Source organism: Faecalimonas nexilis (assembly GCF_059731825.1).
Map to the genome: position 1 here is coordinate 1,063,495 of NZ_AP029189.1, position 16,441 is coordinate 1,079,935.

At 37.9% G+C, this 16,441-nt stretch carries 13 protein-coding genes; all 13 read left to right on the forward strand.

Features of this window, described 5'->3' with window-relative positions:
* Positions 1-583: 583 nt before the first annotated feature.
* Complete coding sequence (gene ltrA, locus AC6I5B_RS05300; protein WP_062807359.1) at positions 584-2,431, forward strand: group II intron reverse transcriptase/maturase; 1,848 nt, start codon at positions 584-586, stop codon at positions 2,429-2,431.
* A gap of 145 nt (positions 2,432-2,576) precedes the next feature.
* Positions 2,577-3,803, forward strand: a complete 1,227-nt coding sequence (locus AC6I5B_RS05305) for a VirD4-like conjugal transfer protein, CD1115 family (protein WP_497773656.1) — start codon at positions 2,577-2,579, stop codon at positions 3,801-3,803.
* A complete protein-coding gene (locus AC6I5B_RS05310) occupies positions 3,804-4,178 on the forward strand; it encodes a hypothetical protein (protein ID WP_004613138.1) in 375 nt (124 codons plus the stop codon). It abuts the gene before it with no gap.
* A gap of 86 nt (positions 4,179-4,264) precedes the next feature.
* Positions 4,265-5,110, forward strand: coding sequence for a VirB6/TrbL-like conjugal transfer protein, CD1112 family (locus tag AC6I5B_RS05315; protein ID WP_028087971.1), 846 nt, complete (start codon positions 4,265-4,267; stop codon positions 5,108-5,110).
* 16 nt (positions 5,111-5,126) lie between these two features.
* Positions 5,127-5,555, forward strand: coding sequence for a DUF4313 domain-containing protein (locus AC6I5B_RS05320; protein WP_009244246.1), 429 nt, complete (start codon positions 5,127-5,129; stop codon positions 5,553-5,555).
* Between the two features lie 80 nt (positions 5,556-5,635).
* Complete coding sequence (locus tag AC6I5B_RS05325; protein WP_004613133.1) at positions 5,636-6,061, forward strand: PrgI family protein; 426 nt, start codon at positions 5,636-5,638, stop codon at positions 6,059-6,061.
* The gene (locus tag AC6I5B_RS05330) at positions 6,048-8,396 is read left to right on the forward strand and encodes a VirB4-like conjugal transfer ATPase, CD1110 family (protein ID WP_009244244.1); all 2,349 of its coding nucleotides are present in this window, start codon (positions 6,048-6,050) and stop codon (positions 8,394-8,396) included. The genes AC6I5B_RS05325 and AC6I5B_RS05330 overlap by 14 nt, the downstream gene beginning before the upstream one ends.
* A 119-nt stretch (positions 8,397-8,515) precedes the next feature.
* A complete protein-coding gene (locus AC6I5B_RS05335) occupies positions 8,516-8,860 on the forward strand; it encodes a hypothetical protein (protein WP_004613131.1) in 345 nt (114 codons plus the stop codon).
* Positions 8,861-8,907: 47 nt separating this feature from the next.
* Positions 8,908-9,654: a hypothetical protein gene (locus AC6I5B_RS05340; RefSeq protein ID WP_378957105.1), complete on the forward strand. Its 747-nt coding sequence runs from the start codon at positions 8,908-8,910 to the stop codon at positions 9,652-9,654.
* The gene (locus AC6I5B_RS05345; RefSeq protein WP_378957103.1) at positions 9,617-10,591 is read left to right on the forward strand and encodes a lysozyme family protein; all 975 of its coding nucleotides are present in this window, start codon (positions 9,617-9,619) and stop codon (positions 10,589-10,591) included. The genes AC6I5B_RS05340 and AC6I5B_RS05345 overlap by 38 nt, the downstream gene beginning before the upstream one ends.
* Positions 10,592-10,995: 404 nt before the next feature.
* Positions 10,996-12,198, forward strand: a complete 1,203-nt coding sequence (locus tag AC6I5B_RS05350; protein WP_009244242.1) for a DUF6070 family protein — start codon at positions 10,996-10,998, stop codon at positions 12,196-12,198.
* Between the two features lie 398 nt (positions 12,199-12,596).
* Positions 12,597-13,574, forward strand: coding sequence for a D-alanyl-D-alanine carboxypeptidase family protein (locus AC6I5B_RS05355; protein ID WP_270846043.1), 978 nt, complete (start codon positions 12,597-12,599; stop codon positions 13,572-13,574).
* Positions 13,575-13,665: 91 nt separating this feature from the next.
* Positions 13,666-16,419: a penicillin-binding transpeptidase domain-containing protein gene (locus tag AC6I5B_RS05360; protein ID WP_497773657.1), complete on the forward strand. Its 2,754-nt coding sequence runs from the start codon at positions 13,666-13,668 to the stop codon at positions 16,417-16,419.
* Positions 16,420-16,441 lie beyond the last annotated feature (22 nt).

Sequence of the window (16,441 nt, forward strand, 5' to 3'; positions counted from 1 at the left end):
GTCAGAAGCCCGGTGAAGTCGGCAGAGAGATACCGTAACAATAGTAGTTGACGAAAGCTGTCCAGAGGTGGATGGTGTATCCTATATGCCGGGAGTCTATAAAATACCTATGGTTAGAATGGTGGATGTTACATAATCCACTGACGAACCCTCGAATGTACGGGTCTATATCGGGACTAAGTATAAATGCTTAGTAACACAACTAGTGTTGCTACTGCGGGTGAGTAAGACTTCTGCCTTTATGAAAATCCGTGCAATGTTACAGGCATTGATGTGGTAGCAGGCTCAGAGATGGGAACCTACGGGTATATAGGAACAGATAACGCATTCGGAACGTCGTAAGCTGACAGCGTGGAGATTTTACTGTCTATGAAACGTATCGAACGGGAAAGTCATCGTGAGATTAGCGATGATATAAGGGAGATAATGTCAGTGAAAGCGGTGGCATAGTACCGATGAAACCGTGATAACAAGCGGTGGAGGGATAGCCACTAGTCATATATTAGAGTAAATAAGTTACAAATGGTATGGGTTCGAGTAAGACTAAGAGATGTAATAACTCCCAGATAGGAGGTTACAGACCATACAAAAGAAAGCTAAGCTCCGGTACAACGAATATTACGATATGCAGAAAGCATTCGATGAGTTGTATCAGCAGAGCAAAAATGGTAACAACTTTTATAAGTTATTAGAAATTATCGGTTCAGAGCAGAATATTTGCCTGGCATACCGAAACCTAAAAACCAATAGCGGAAGTAAAACCGCTGGTACAGATGGTAAAACAATCGAGGATATCAAAGGTCTATCGGACAGGGAAGTAATTGAAACTGTCAGAAAACAATTAGCAGATTATCATCCGCAATCAGTCAGGAGGGTCTTTATTCCTAAGCCCGGAAGCGATAAAAAGCGTCCGTTAGGGATTCCATGTATCTGGGATAGATTGATACAACAGTGTATCCTACAGGTGTTAGAGCCGATTTGTGAACCTAAGTTTCATAATCACTCATATGGATTCCGGCAAAATAGAGATGCCCACCATGCGGTCAGCAGAGTTGTCAGCATGGTAAATATGTATAAACATTATTATTGTGTGGATGTGGACATCAAGGGCTTCTTTGATAATGTAAACCACGGAAAGCTGCTAAAACAGATATGGACATTAGGTATACGAGATAAACGATTGCTATGTATCATTAGCAAAATATTAAAATCAGAAATTGAAGGAGAAGGAATACCGGACAAGGGTACACCGCAAGGTGGGCTGATTAGTCCGCTACTTTCGCTCATTGTGCTGAATGAACTTGATTGGTGGGTAAGTAGCCAGTGGGAGACTTTTACACCAAATGGAGTGAAGAAAGGCAACATGAAAGGAAGTAAGGGCTGGTTGAGTTATGCACGAAAATATACAAATCTAAAAGATGGGTATGTGGTGCGTTACGCTGATGATTTTAAAATTATGTGCAGAAGTTATACTGATGCACAAAGATATTATCATGCGACAATAGACTTTTTAAAGTCAAGATTAAAACTCGACATTAGTCCGGAGAAGTCCAAAGTTGTTAATCTCCGAAAGAACTCTTCTGATTTTCTGGGATTCAAAATTAAAGTCCTGCCAAAAGGCAAGACCAGATATGGATACATTGCTAAAACTGATATGAGCGATAAAGCCATCAAAAAGATTACTGCTGAATTAAAGGCAAAAGTGATTAATATAAGGAAACACACAACTGTTGGTAGAATCAATGCCTATAACATGGCAGTGATAGGGATACAGAATTATTACTGTATTGCTACCAACATATATAACAATCTAACGGATGTTAATTACGCTCTCTTACCAACCTTTAGAACCAGATTATCATGTATTGGAAGTACAATTCCGTTTGCGGAAACGCCCTATGAATTTCAACAGAAAACTGTAGGAATCAAGAAAGAAACCAAAATTATAACAGTAGGCAAAATGCCACTACTGCCACTTACAGGAGTTCATCACAAACATCCTATAAATTTCTCACAAGATATTACCAGCTATACAGCAAAAGGAAGAGAAAAGATTCATAAATCTGTCCAATGTGTAGAAACACAGGAATTACGAAATGTGATGAAGTATAGGAATCCTAATGAAAGCATTGAATTTAATGATAATAGTATTTCTGCATACCTCGTGCAACAGGGGAACTGCTATGTCATGGGAAATAGGCTGAATGTACATCAAATGAAATGTATAAGGAAAATTCCAGTAGGTGAAGGTGGTACAGACAAGCATACTAATATCGCATTTATTTCAGAGGAAATATGGCGAGCTGTTATGACAGAGGATATTTCAGAAACTATCAGAATAATGAAGAGATTCAATATGGACGACAAGCAAAGACGGAGATTCAACCGATTGCGTGAAAATTATGGATTACTACCAATTAAGAAAAGATAACTTATAAATTTACTTGAGTATGATGGCACGCCGTATGATGCGAAAGCATCATGTACGGTGTAGAGCGGGGGAAAAGGTGGAGATTACTTCAAAGCCTTACCTATCGCTATAGCTACTCCGGAAGACTGGAGGACTGCTGGAACGGATGGGATATGAGGTACGGGTGTTTGATCTGATCAACCCGGATACATCCTTTTGTTATAATCCATTTTGTTATGTCCATGATGACAAAGATGTGTTAAAACTTATCAACAACCTGATCCGCAATACAACACCAAAAGGTTCACAGGCATCGGATCCATTTTGGGAGAAGAGCGAAACAGCGCTGTTGCAGGCTCTGATGCTGTACCTGTTACATGAAGCACCGCCGGAAGAGCAGAATTTCCCTATGATCATGGAGATGTTAGGTAGTGCCCAGGTTAAGGAAGAAGATGAGGAATATCAGTCACCTCTGGACATTTTGTTTGAAAGGTTAGAAATGAGAAAGCCGGACAGCATTGCGGTGAAACAGTATCAGATTTACAAGCAGGCAGCGGGAAAAACAGCAAAGTCTATCTTGATTTCTGTTGGTGTCCGGTTGGCTGCATTTAATCTGAAAGAGATTGCAAACTTAACCTGTACGGATGAGCTGGATCTGGCAAGTATCGGAGAAAAGAAAGTGGCGTTGTTCTGCTGTATCCCCGATGCCGATACTTCTTTGAACTATCTGGTAGGTATGATTTATAGCAATCTGTTCCAGACACTGTATTATGTAGCAGACCGAAAATATGGAGGGAGATTGCCGGTACCCGTCCACTGTATCATGGATGAGTGGCCGAATGTAGCCTTGCCGGATGATTTTGATAAGATCCTTGCTACCATGCGGTCACGCGCAATTTCCTGCAGTATCATCATCCAGAATATGGCGCAAATGAAAGCCCTGTTTAAGGACTCATGGGAAAGCTTGGTAGGTAATTGCGATGAATTTTTATATCTGGGAGGCAACGAAAAAGAGGGACATAAATATATTTCGGAACTGTTGGGAAAAGAAACTTTAGATACGAATACTTATGGACAGACAAAAGGACGAAACGGAAGTTATTCTACGAACTATCAGCAGACAGGGCGGGAACTCTTTACACCGGATGAGATCCGCTTACTGGATAACCGGAAAGCAATCCTGTTTGTCCGAGGGGAACGTCCCATGCTGGATGACAAATATAATTTAAAGAAACATCCAAATGTGAAATGGACAGAGGATGGCGGTGCGCCTCCGTATGACTATGCGAAAGCTCCGAGGTCACATGATGATTTGAATATTGATATTGAACGCTTAGATGATTATGAGCTGCTCTGTGAAGAGGACATCCTCGGCAAAGAGCAGCCTTTTTAGATGGGAGGAATGTGTATCGTGCATATGATGCAGAAATTGTTTAAGAAAAAGAATCCGAAGACGAAGCCTTTGCGAATGAGTGGTGTACAAAAACGATTTTTTGTCAGCTATGCAGTAATCGTATTCGCCATGATGTGGTGTACAACCCCTGTTCTGGCTGCAGGAGATCCATTAGCAGTGGTGAATAACTTGTCTGATTTTATTTTTTCCTTGATCCGGGCGATTGGCTTGATCTTGTTAGGATTTGGTGTGGTGCAGATCGGCTTGTCTTTAAAATCGCATGATCCAAGCCAGAGGGCAAATGGATTTTTGACTTTAGCAGGCGGCGTCATCATTACCTTTGCAAAAGAGATTTTGGATTTGATCATGGTGTAATCTGATATCAGCAGTACAGCGGGAGAGCAGACACTGTGCTGTTCTCCCTGTCTGTAAATGGAAACAACAGGGAGGTGAAATGCTACTTGGAAAGTGATAACTGGATCGTTCAAAATCTAAACAATGCGTTAGAAACATGGAATTCTAAGCTGTCAGAAATCTGGCAGCTTTTAACGCAAAGCCCGGAAACCTTTAAAGGCGGAGATATCTGGAGTGTGATGCTGACCATTCATGATGCTCTAAAAGGAATCGGGTATGGACTTTTAGTACTTTTTTTTGCGATCAGTGTAGTGAAAACCTGTAGCAGCTATCTGGACGTAAAAAAGCCAGAGCATGCGGTGAAATTGTTTATTCGATTTGCACTGGCAAAAGGGGCAGTAGGGTATGGGCTGGAATTGATGATGGCACTTTTTTCTGTCATACAGGGAATGGTATCTACAATCATGCAAAATTCAGGATTTGGTGGGGATTCAGATGTAATCGAACTTCCGGCTGAAATGGTGGAGAAGATTGAAAGTGTAGGATTATTAGATTCTATTCCTCTTTGGATTGTTACACTGCTTGGCAGCCTGTTTATTACAGTCTTGTCATTTATTATGATCTTGACCGTGTATGGAAGGATGTTCAAGCTGTATATGTACACAGCCATAGCACCCATTCCCATTGCGACTTTTGCGGGAGAGCCTACACAGAACATAGGGAAGAACTTTGTCCGTTCCTATGCAGGGGTTTGTATGGAAGGAGCAATCATTGCACTTGCCTGCATTATTTTTTCTGTATTTGCTGCCAGTCCGCCGGCAATCGCAGACAGCAGTTTATCTGCGGTGAATATTGTATGGAATTATGTGGCAGAGCTGATCTTTAACCTATTAGTATTGGTAGGGGCAATTAAGGCAGCGGACCGGATTGTAAAAGAAATCATGGGGTTATAAGTAAGGAGGCAGGAGTATGAAAGAACAACCAATTTTAGGATATGATTGGGAAATGGGACATGAAGAAATCAAACTGGAGATAGGCACTTACTATACAGGAAAAGGTCTGTATATTGGAATGCTGGCAAAGGAAGATGGTGTATGGGAATCTTTTAGTGATCTGACGGTAAATTTACCGTTTGAGAGATCGGATGTTCATGAGGCCTTTATCCAGGACTTTGGGAGTAAGGAAAAATTGAAATTTATTCAAGAACATAAGTTGGGTAAAATTCTTCCAGAGCGAGGACATTCTGGATTCTGTACCTATGCAAAAGTGGCATTTGATCTTAAGCGGCTGGAGGAATTAGATCCAGAAGGAATGAAACGTTTTTATAAGGATCATCCAGAACTTGAAGAACAGAGCCAAGTGCCGAAAAAGAAAAAACGAAATCAAATGGAACGGTAAAATGTGGGAATACAAAAGGAAAGGAGTTATGACAGAAAAGGCCGTCCCCTGGCTTATTTTCTGTTATTTGTATTGACAAAATGGAAGTAAAAATGAACAAAGAGATCCAGGAATTTCAGGAGTCCTTTTTCTTTGGACTGAGCATGCGGCAGTGTTTCTTTTCTGTATTGGCGATTGCTGCTGCAGTAGGTGTTTATCTAGGGACAAAAGATACCTGTGGAACGGAGATTGCCGGATGGCTGAGTGTTTTTGCTGCAGCCCCTTTTGCGGGATGTGGTTTTTTCCGCTATCACCAGATGACACTGGAAAAGTTCGTATGGGTGTGGTTAAAATCAGAGATCTTATGCCCCAAAAAGCTGGTGTTTCAATCGGAGAATCTCTATCTGAAATGTCTGGAAGAGACAATAGAAATCGGAACACGTTCCTGCAGAAATGGCACGGAGCTGGTAGAACGAAAGAGAAGCAAAAATAGAAAAAAGAAAGGAAGGGGGGATGCGGTTGATTAAAACGCTGCATCGTACATTAAAACTAGAAAAAGAGAAATTTATGATTCCGAAGTCTGTACAGCAGGCAATCCCGATACAGCGGATCTGGCCGGATGGCATCTTTCAGTCCGGCAGGCTGTTTTCAAAATCGTTCCGTTTTACGGATATCAATTATTCCATTGCAAGCAAAGAGGATAAGACAGAAATGTTTCTGGATTATTCCGAGCTTTTAAATGCATTGGACTCCGGCGCATCCGCCAAACTTACCATTAATAACCGCCGCATCAATAAGGCAGAATTTGAACAATCCATTCTGATCCCTATGAAAGAGGACGGATTGGATGAATACCGAAAAGAATACAACGAAATGTTGTTATCCAAGATCAGTGATACCAATAACAGTATTCTTCGGGAACGTTATCTGACGATCAGTGTCCATAAGAAGAACATTGATGAGGCAAGGACCTATTTCGCACGTGTTGGAACGGATATCACCACACATCTGGCGAAGTTATCTTCCATTGGGGAAGAACTGGATGCTGGAGAGCGTCTGAAGATTTTCCGTGATTTCTTTAAAGAAGACGTTTCTGCGACAGCAGAGTTTGATTTTAAGGAAGCTGTAAAAAGAGGACATGATTTTAAAGACTGGTTTGCACCAGATTCTATGGAGTTCTTGCAGGATCATTTTAAGATTGATGGGCGATATGGGCGTGTTTTATATATGCAGGATTATGCAACTTACGTCCGGGACAGCATGGTATCGGAACTCTGTGATCTGAGCAGAAACTTAATGCTGTCAATTGATATCCTGCCAGTCCCTACGGATGAAGCAGTCCGTGAGATACAAAACAAACTGCTTGGTGTAGAAACGAACGTGACCAACTGGCAGAGAAGGCAGAACGAAAACAATAACTTTTCTGCAACCATTCCGTATGAGATGGAGTTGCAGAGAACCGAAACAAAGGAGATGTTAAATGATCTGACCACCAGAGACCAGAGAATGATGTTCGGGGTGTTGACCATTGTGCATATGGCAGACAGTTATAAGGAGTTGAACTCAGATACGGAAACCTTGAAATCCATTGCGAGGAAAAATCTGTGTCAGCTGTCCACTCTGCGGTGGCAGCAAATGGACGGTCTGCATACGGCGCTGCCTTTTGGACCACGAAAGATCAACGCTCTGCGTACCCTGACCACAGAGTCCACAGCTGTGCTGATCCCTTTCCATACCCAGGAGATTATGCAGGAAGGCGGGATTTATTACGGGCAGAATGCGGTCAGCAAAAATATGATCGTTGTGGACCGGAAGAAACTGCTGAATGGCAACAGTTTTCGCTTAGGAGTCAGTGGATCCGGAAAAAGTTTTTCTGCCAAAGAAGAGATTGTTGCATTAGCACTTGCCACGGAGGATGACATCCTAATTCTAGATCCGGAATCCGAATTTGGAAACCTGACAGTAGCATTAGGGGGAGAAGTTGTAAAAGTATCAGCAACTTCTGGAATGCATCTGAATGCTATGGATATGGACAGCAGCTATGGGGATGATACCAATCCACTAATTGAAAAATCAGAATTTCTGTTGTCTGTTTTTGAACAGCTGATAGGGGCAGGCAATCTGGGCGCAAAGGATAAATCCATCATTGACCGCTGTACAGCTGATACTTATCGTGATTATATCCGCAGCGGTTATACCAAGGAAGTGCCGACTTTAAAGGACTTATACCGACAGCTGATGCTGCAGGAAGAGCCAGAAGCAAGAGCTCTTGCCTTATCAGCAGAATTATTTACCAGTGGAAGTCTGAACACGTTTGCGCATAAAACAAATGTGGATACGAAGAACCGTATCATGGATTATGATATCCGGGAACTGGGTTCCCAGCTCATGCCTCTTGGCATGCTGGTAACACTGGATGCCATTTTCAACCGTGTGATCCAGAACTGGAAAAAAGGAAAACGGACCTGGATCTTTTGTGATGAGTTTTATCTGTTATTCCGCTATCCATACAGTGCGGAATTTTTTTATAAGTTATGGAAGCGTATCCGAAAGTATAATGGGTTCGTGAATGCCATGAGCCAGAATGTAGATGAGGTTCTACGTTCCGATACGGCAAGACTTATGCTCGCAAACAGTGAGTTTTTAGTTATGCTGAACCAGGCAAGTACGGACCGGGAAGAATTGGCAAGACTTTTGAACATTTCCGACAACCAGTTAGGATATATCACAAATGTGAAAGCTGGAAGTGGTTTGATACGCTGTTCTGGAAATCTGGTTCCATTTGAAAATACATTCCCAAGGAATACAAAGTTGTACCAACTGATGACAACAAAACCAGGAGAAAGTTTGAAAGCTGTATAGCATAGGTTCGTTCATCAAATGTGTTTTACAGTACGTCATAATTGAATCAAAAAATATGAAAGCCGTTACATGGGGGACTGTGTAACGGTTTTTGATTCATAGAGAAAGGGTGTGTAAATGTGATAAAAGATGTACAGGAAAAGAAAATATCTTTTTATACAGCTGAATGCATGGAATTTGAAACAATGGGAGAAGTGACAGAGTGCGCCACATTAAAAGAAGCCTTTCGGATATACCAGAAAATGGAACAGAAAAGATCCGGTATGGGGGTTGGGATTGGATTTATTTTACATGATCCAGATGTGCCTGAGTACAGTGATATCCACTATCCTTTATATCAAGGAAATGGGGTGGAGCGGGATTTAATTGCACTTGTGGAGGCTTATGAGAAGCACCCACTGGTACAGAAAGCACAAAAAGATATGCAGAAACTGTTAGATAGGAAAAAACAGGTGGAACGATAAAGGAGGAGAATAAGGCAGATATTAAAACAAAAGAGGTAGACCGGACGTTGAAAGTCCGGGAACATGCCAAACAGCTTCCCAAAGAATTGATCAAGGATATTACTTTAAAATCTGCAGAACGTTCCCTGCTATCTACGCATGACGGTTCCCATTTTTCTCCCAAACAGTCTCCGGAACAGTATGCTTCTGACCGGCTGGAAGAAGGAATCAAGTGGTCGGCCAGTAAAGGGGAAACCATCGTTTCTCAAGGCAGTAAAAAAGCGGCAAAAAAAAAGGCAGAGAAGACCTGGAGAGTCATCAAAGAACGAAGGAGTAAAAATGCGGATCGTACTGCTGAACAGAGTAGAAACAGTGGAACTCAAGGAAATTCACAAATAGAACGTCAAACTGATATACGAATTAAAACAAAAGAAGCGGTAAACAAAAGAACAGCAGGAGTAGCGAGAGAGAACATTGCAGAGGTAAAAAATGCGACCCCTTTGAGAGATTCTGCAAATCGTATCAAACAAGCACATACAGCGAAAACTTCAAAGGAAGCGTCAAAATTAAAGAAACAGGCAGAACATGCTTACCGTTCTGGAAAAAAATTAGCTGTCCAAGGGAAAAAGGCTGCAACACAATCTGCAAAGGCAGCTAAACGGACAGTATCTGGAATAAAAACAGCGGTTAAAACGGGAGTTACCGCAGTAAAATCATTAGGAACCTTTCTGGTGGCAGGCGGCTGGATTGTTGTGCTGTTGGTAATTGTTCTGGGGGGTGATTGGTGGAATTGCAGGAAGCTCCGGGAGTACTAGTGCGGAGCCACTAAGTCAGGAGGTACTGGCTTATACATCTACCATTCAGAGGTATGCTTCACAGTATGGAATTTCGGAATATGTACCTTCAATCCAAGCAATCATGATGCAGGAATCCGGAGGACGTGGAACAGATCCTATGCAGGCAAGTGAATGTCCGTACAATACCCGCTATCCAAATAGTCCAGGGGCGATTCAAGATCCAGAGTATTCCATACAGGTAGGGGTACAATATTATGCAGATTGTGTAAGACAGGCAAGATGTGAAAGTCCATTAGATATCAGCAGGCTACAACTCAGTTGGCAAGGATATAATTACGGAAATGGTTATATTGGATGGGCTTTAGAACATCATGGCGGTTATAGTCTGGAAAATGCATTGCAGTTTAGCCAAGAAAAGGCAGCGGAACTTGGTTGGCCAAGATATGGAGATCCTCAATATGTTCCTCATGTTCAGAGATACTATTCTGGAGGTGGTATCCTTGGCGGAATATTTGGAAACGGACAGATTGTGCAAGTGGCAAAACAGGAAGTTGGGAGTAGTAATGGGGAAAAATACTGGAGATGGTATGGATTTGATTCTTATGTGGAATGGTGTGCCTGCTTTGTCAGTTGGTGTGGGGAACAAGCTGGGTTGATAGAATCTGGTGCAATGCCGAAGTTTTCTTTGTGCGAAAATGGAATTGATTGGTTTAAAAGTCATGGAAAGTGGCAGGAAACAGGCGGCATTCCGAGTGCAGGTTCCTTGGTATTTTTTGATTGGAATGGAGATGGCATATCGGATCATGTGGGAATCGTGGAAAAATATGAAGGTGGAATCATTTATACAGTAGAAGGAAATACAGGTACTAACATTGGTGGTAATAATGTCCGAGGGGTTTGGAAACATTCATATTCTGTTGGAAGTGCAACTATTCTTGGATATGGGATTATTTAAATAAAGAGAATAAGAAGTGCTATTTTATACAGGCACTTAATAAACATAATAAAAGGAAACAGGCAGACTTGTGGAGTATAATATTTCACAAGTCTGTTGTTAAAGTAGTGTTTTTATAAATTTTTTTTAAAAATCTTTAAATGGAGATTGTTTTGACTGATATCTTTTCCTTTACGCAATTATTTGTGTCATAAGGAAAAATTTAGTGATTAAAAAATTGTAGACAGGGAAATTAAAAGGCGTATAAATTGACTATAGATTTTTACTTAAAATATATAGAACTTTAAATTTTTGTATTCAGAATATCTAAATTTTGAATTTATACTAATAATCTTGACTTTATAGTTATATACATATAATATTATATTTTGTCTTACAAATGTAATATTAAGGAGAAAGAAAAAATGCAGAAAAAGTGGAAGATAATGATTATACTTCTCACAATATTGATTATATTATATGCTTTGACCAGTTGCAAAGAAAAGATACAAGAAAAAAAAGGTAATGAAGACAATTGGAAAGTATATCAACAGTTAGAAGAAAAAGAAGAACAGAATATCCAAAATCCATTTATTAGAGAAGAAACGAAATGTATTTTAACAGAAAAAGAGAAGCAAGAACTTCGAAATCAATTATTAAAAATAGTAACTCAATGTAAGGATATTTATCATCCAATTATTGATCAAACAACAGGATATCAGAGTATTTCAAGAGAGGAAGTAAAAAAGATAAAAAAGCGTTTTGGCGAAAATGGTTTGGTATGTGTGGCTGAAAATATGAATATGGAAAATTATGAAAAAGTGGAAGAATTTTATCTGGATTATTTAGAGGATAGAGAAACAGATGTTACAATATATGAGGTAAATAATGATGGTTCTTTTTGTTCTGAAACTTTTATATATCGAAATAAAGTGTTGCAAACTTTTACAATGACTCTTACTTGGGAAAAAGGAGAACAAGCTGAAATATCAAACGGAACAGCGAACAATATTGCTGAAATAAAATACACATCAAAAGGATATCTAATCTATTCATATGAGTATATTGTTGCACATGCAGCACTAAAAGAATATTATCGTGTAAAACCGTTATCGGACACATTGCGAATATTAACTGATCAATATGTTTCTGTATTTAACTATTTGAACTATAATTTTCTTACTCAAAATTGGGACGAAAGTAATGTAGAAACGATATTATTACCTAGATTGTTTGAGGATTTATATCAGGTACATACAGGTGAACAATTAAAGAAAGATTCAGGGAGAATTTCAGCAGAAATATATGAAAATGTTATGATAGCTTGTTTACCTGTTACAATAGAAGAATTGCGAAAGCATTGTGGATATGATATGGAAAGTAATACCTATGATAGTGGAACCTTTTTTTATCGAGGAACATCCCCTTTTGGTGAAGTAGTAGATTATTTGGATAATAGTGATGGAACACTCACGCTATATGTTGATGCTATATGGCCAGATAGGAATACTGATTGTGCTTTTAAAAATGAAATTGTCATTAAACCGTATGGCGATGGAACTTGTCAATATTTGTCTAATAAAGTACAGAAAATTGAATTAGATATTCCAGTATACGAAGAGTATTGAAAAAGAATTTCAACAAGTTAAATTATATATCTAAGCATTGCACTATAATATTTGAGGGCAGATTCGTATTTTTGCGATTCTGCCCTCAAATATTATAGACATGTTTCGTTTAAAGTTAAGGTATATTTGATGAATTAAAATCAATGCAGGTAATTTGCAAAAGGTCAAATAACATGATCACGTAGAATATGAAATAGAAAAAAATATATTGACATTCCAATCTTACGGATGTAATATTATAAATGTCTTACGCGTGTAAGATTAGTGGTGTTATATATATACTTCTAAATATGACACCTGTAAAAATAAAAAAGATTTATTAGCTATAAGTCTTACACGCGTGGTTTTTGTAAAAGAATATTTAGTTATCAGGTTATAGAAAGAAGATTAAGGTATATATGAGTAAGAGAAGAAAAAAAGTAAAAAAGAAAAATAGAAAGATAGTTTGGATAATAGAAAGTTTGCTTTTTATAATACTTATCAGTTTGTTAGTCTTATTAAAAATTTTCAATCCGCAAGAGAGGGAGAAAATAGAAGAAAAATCTGAAGAAACAGTAAAACCATTAGTTATTCAGACACAACAGCGGAAACTGGATTTAGATCAGCTACATAGTAGTGCTGGAATTGTAATCAGTCTCGATGACAGTAAAGTTATATTTCAATTTCAACAGGATGAAAAAATATTTCCAGCATCATTAACGAAAATAATGACATGTATTCTAGCAATTGAAAATATAAACAATTTGGAAGCAACTATTACATTAGAGCCAGAAATATTTGATGAACTATATGCCCAAAATGCGTCAATGGCGGGCTTTCTACCTGGTGAAAATGCAAAAATAATTGACATATTGTATGGAAACATTTTGCCTTCAGGGGGAGAGTGTTCAATTGCTTTAGCGGAGTATGTTGCTGGTTCAGAACAAGCATTTGTAGAACTAATGAATGAGAAAGCTAAAGATTTAGGAATGAATAATACACATTTTATGAATGCAACAGGATTACATAATGAATCTCACTATACTACAGTGAAAGATATAGGAATTCTTTTACAGTATGCATTAAAAAATCAAACTTTTAATGATATATTTCAGTCAAAAAGTTATTTTGTTGCGCCGACAGACCAGCATTTAAGTGGTTTTACTTTTTATAGTAGTATGTTTAAACTACGAGATCAATGGGAGTTGGATGAGGGTGAAATTGTGGGAGGAAAAACAGGTTATACAGATGAGGCAGGGCTTTGTTTAGCCTCAGAAGCGATTGTTAATGGTCGAAAATATATTGCTATAACAGTAAATGCAGAAGGAAATCATAATACAGAACCATTTCATGTAAATGATGCTTTTTATTTATATAATCAACTACGATCGCAATGATTTTTTAAATTTATAATCATACAAATGCAGGGAGGAAATATTAAAAAGGAGTACTTCAGAGATTATTCTTTGGAAATTCAGAAAATAAATTATGAAGAAATTAAAAATACCAAGAAGTTTAGTCCTATTAATTGTTTTTTTTATAATGTTCTCGATTTTAATAGTACGGTTGTTTCAATTACAGATTGTGAAAGGACAAGAATACGAAAATAATTTTATTTTACAATCGAAAAGAGAAATTGTACTATCTGGAGCAAGAGGAAATATTTATGATCGTAATGGCAAACCACTTGCTACAAATAAGTTAGCTAATTCGGTTACATTCGAAGATCAAGAAACTTATAATTCAGATCGAGAGCGACAGTTGAATTTGAATTCAAAAATTTATCAGATGATTCGTATTATAAAAAGTAAAGGAGATAGCATAGAAACTAGTCTAAAAATTATAATAGATCCAAACGGTAATTTCCAATTTTCTGTAGATGATTTTTGGCTTCAAAGATTTAAAGCAGATGTATATGGAAAAGCGAACATCGACGATATGGAAGCTAAGGAACGAAATTCTACAGCAGATGAAATAGTCTCTTATTTATCAGATAAGTTCTGTGTTTTTGCGCAAGGAGAGAAGAAGTATACAGATAAAGAAAAAAAAGATTATGGATTACCGCAACAGTTTGAAAAAAGTGATCTACTTGATATTTTAAATATACGCTACGCATTATCTTTACAGGCATATCAAAAATATCTTTCAGTAACAGTGGCAAAAGATGTATCAGATGAAACTGTTGCTGCCATTATGGAAAATCAATATGATATTTCAGGAGTTGATATTAAACAGGATACAATACGAGTGTATGAAGGAGGAGAAGCGTGTTCCTCTATATTAGGATACACAGGCACTATATCATCCGAGGAGTTAAAAGAAAGGGATGATAGTAAATTAACCATTAATTCCATAGTGGGTAAATCTGGAATGGAGCAATATTTAGATCAAGTTCTTCAAGGAAGAGATGGGAAAAAGGAAGTATATGTAGATAATACAGGGAGAACTACACAAGATCTTGGAGTAATACAGCAACCGAGAGCAGGAAAAGACGTATATTTAAGCATAGATGTTGAATTACAGAAAAAAACATATGAAGCATTAGAAAGGAAGATAGCCGATATATTAGTGCAACATCTGATTAACACAAAAACTTTTGATAAAAAAGGGGTAGATGATACTACTGAAATAAAAATTCCAATATATGATGTGTATATTGCACTTTTAAACAATGGCGTTATTGATTTAGAACAATTAAGAGAAGAGGATGCTTCGGAATTAGAGAGAAAGTTTTTTCAAATTTTTCTGAAAAAGAAAAGTGAAGTGGTTCAAGGTATTGAAAAAGATTTAAGAGAATTGTCAACGAAATATAATGAATTGGGAATTGAAAATCAAGAATACCAGAGTTTTATCATTGATAATTTGAACATTATAAATAACAAGAACAATAATGAAGAATTAGTTGAAAAATGGGAAAAAGGCGAATTATCAATGAAAGACTATTTGTATGACCAAATTGGTGTTGGAAACATAAATTCAGATATAATTGCGTCAGAAGAAGAATACTTGAACAAAGATGAAATCTATGAATCATTGGTCTCTTTTATAGTAAATGAATTACAGGAAAATAGTCAGTTTGATGAGTTAATAAATAAATACTTGGTACTCAACGATGAGATATTGCCAGATGATATCGTTAGGCTATTATATGAACAGCAATTTTTAAATCCTGAAGATGAGGATTACGAAAACTGGAATCGAGGGCTAATTACCACTTTTGATTTGTTAATTAAAAAAATACAGAAACTTGAAATTACGCCAGCGGATTTAGCGTTAGATCCATGTTCGGGATCAGCAGTTGTTACAGATACCGCAACAGGAAAAGTGCTAGCATGTGTATCTTATCCGGGATATGATAATAATCGTTTAGCAAACCAAATGGATAACAAATATTATTATAAAATATATAATAATGCATCATTACCCTTATTTAATCGTGCAACACAACAGTTATCAGCACCAGGCTCAACATTTAAACCTGTTACAATTATTGCGGGATTAGAAGAAGGTGTAATAGATGAGTCAACCATGGTTGAATGCGATGGAGTGTTTGATAAAGTAGATCCACCTTTAAAATGCTGGAACCATGCAGGGCATGGGGATGTTAATGGTGTAGATAGCGCATTGAAGAATTCATGTAATGATTATTTATGTGAAGTGTCATATCGTTTAGGAATGATAGACAATGATGAATTTTCGGATAAACAGGCACTAAATTATATACAAGAGTACGCGAAAATGTTTGATTTAGATGAAAAAAGTGGAATTGAGTTAACCGAAAGTAAACCTAAGATAACTGATAATTATGCTATTCCATCAGCTATCGGACAAGGAACAAATAACTTTTCTACAGTCCAATTGGGAAGGTATGTAACAACACTTGCAAACGAAGGTACTAGTTTCCAATTGTCACTAATTGACAAAATTGACGGGGTAGAAACAAGCCCGAAAGTGGAAAGCCAGATTGAAATCAATAAAAGAAGCTGGGAAGGAGTCCATGCAGGTATGGAATTATATACTCAAAGCACGGGGATATTTGACGGATTTCCAATATCGGTTGCAGGAAAATCAGGTACAGCTCAAGAAGTTAAGAATAGACCGGATCATAGTCTATTTATAGGATATGCACCTGCTGATGATCCAGAAATAGCAGTAGCAGTTCGAATTGTAAATGGGTATGAGGCAGGGAACGCAGTAGAATGCGGAAAAAATATTTTTGAGTATTATTTCGGTATAGAATAAGTTAGTGCATAAGTTGAGGAGA

Bases quoted from the DNA above. Each gene is read 5' to 3' on its own strand.
- AC6I5B_RS05305 (WP_497773656.1), top strand. From the start codon at position 2,577: ATGGGATATGAGGTACGGGTGTTTGATCTGATCAACCCGGATACATCC.
- AC6I5B_RS05310 (WP_004613138.1), top strand. From the start codon at position 3,804: ATGGGAGGAATGTGTATCGTGCATATGATGCAGAAATTGTTTAAGAAA.
- AC6I5B_RS05320 (WP_009244246.1), top strand. From the start codon at position 5,127: ATGAAAGAACAACCAATTTTAGGATATGATTGGGAAATGGGACATGAA.
- AC6I5B_RS05325 (WP_004613133.1), top strand. From the start codon at position 5,636: ATGGAAGTAAAAATGAACAAAGAGATCCAGGAATTTCAGGAGTCCTTT.
- AC6I5B_RS05330 (WP_009244244.1), top strand. From the start codon at position 6,048: ATGCGGTTGATTAAAACGCTGCATCGTACATTAAAACTAGAAAAAGAG.
- AC6I5B_RS05350 (WP_009244242.1), top strand. From the start codon at position 10,996: ATGCAGAAAAAGTGGAAGATAATGATTATACTTCTCACAATATTGATT.
- AC6I5B_RS05355 (WP_270846043.1), top strand. From the start codon at position 12,597: ATGAGTAAGAGAAGAAAAAAAGTAAAAAAGAAAAATAGAAAGATAGTT.
- AC6I5B_RS05360 (WP_497773657.1), top strand. From the start codon at position 13,666: ATGAAGAAATTAAAAATACCAAGAAGTTTAGTCCTATTAATTGTTTTT.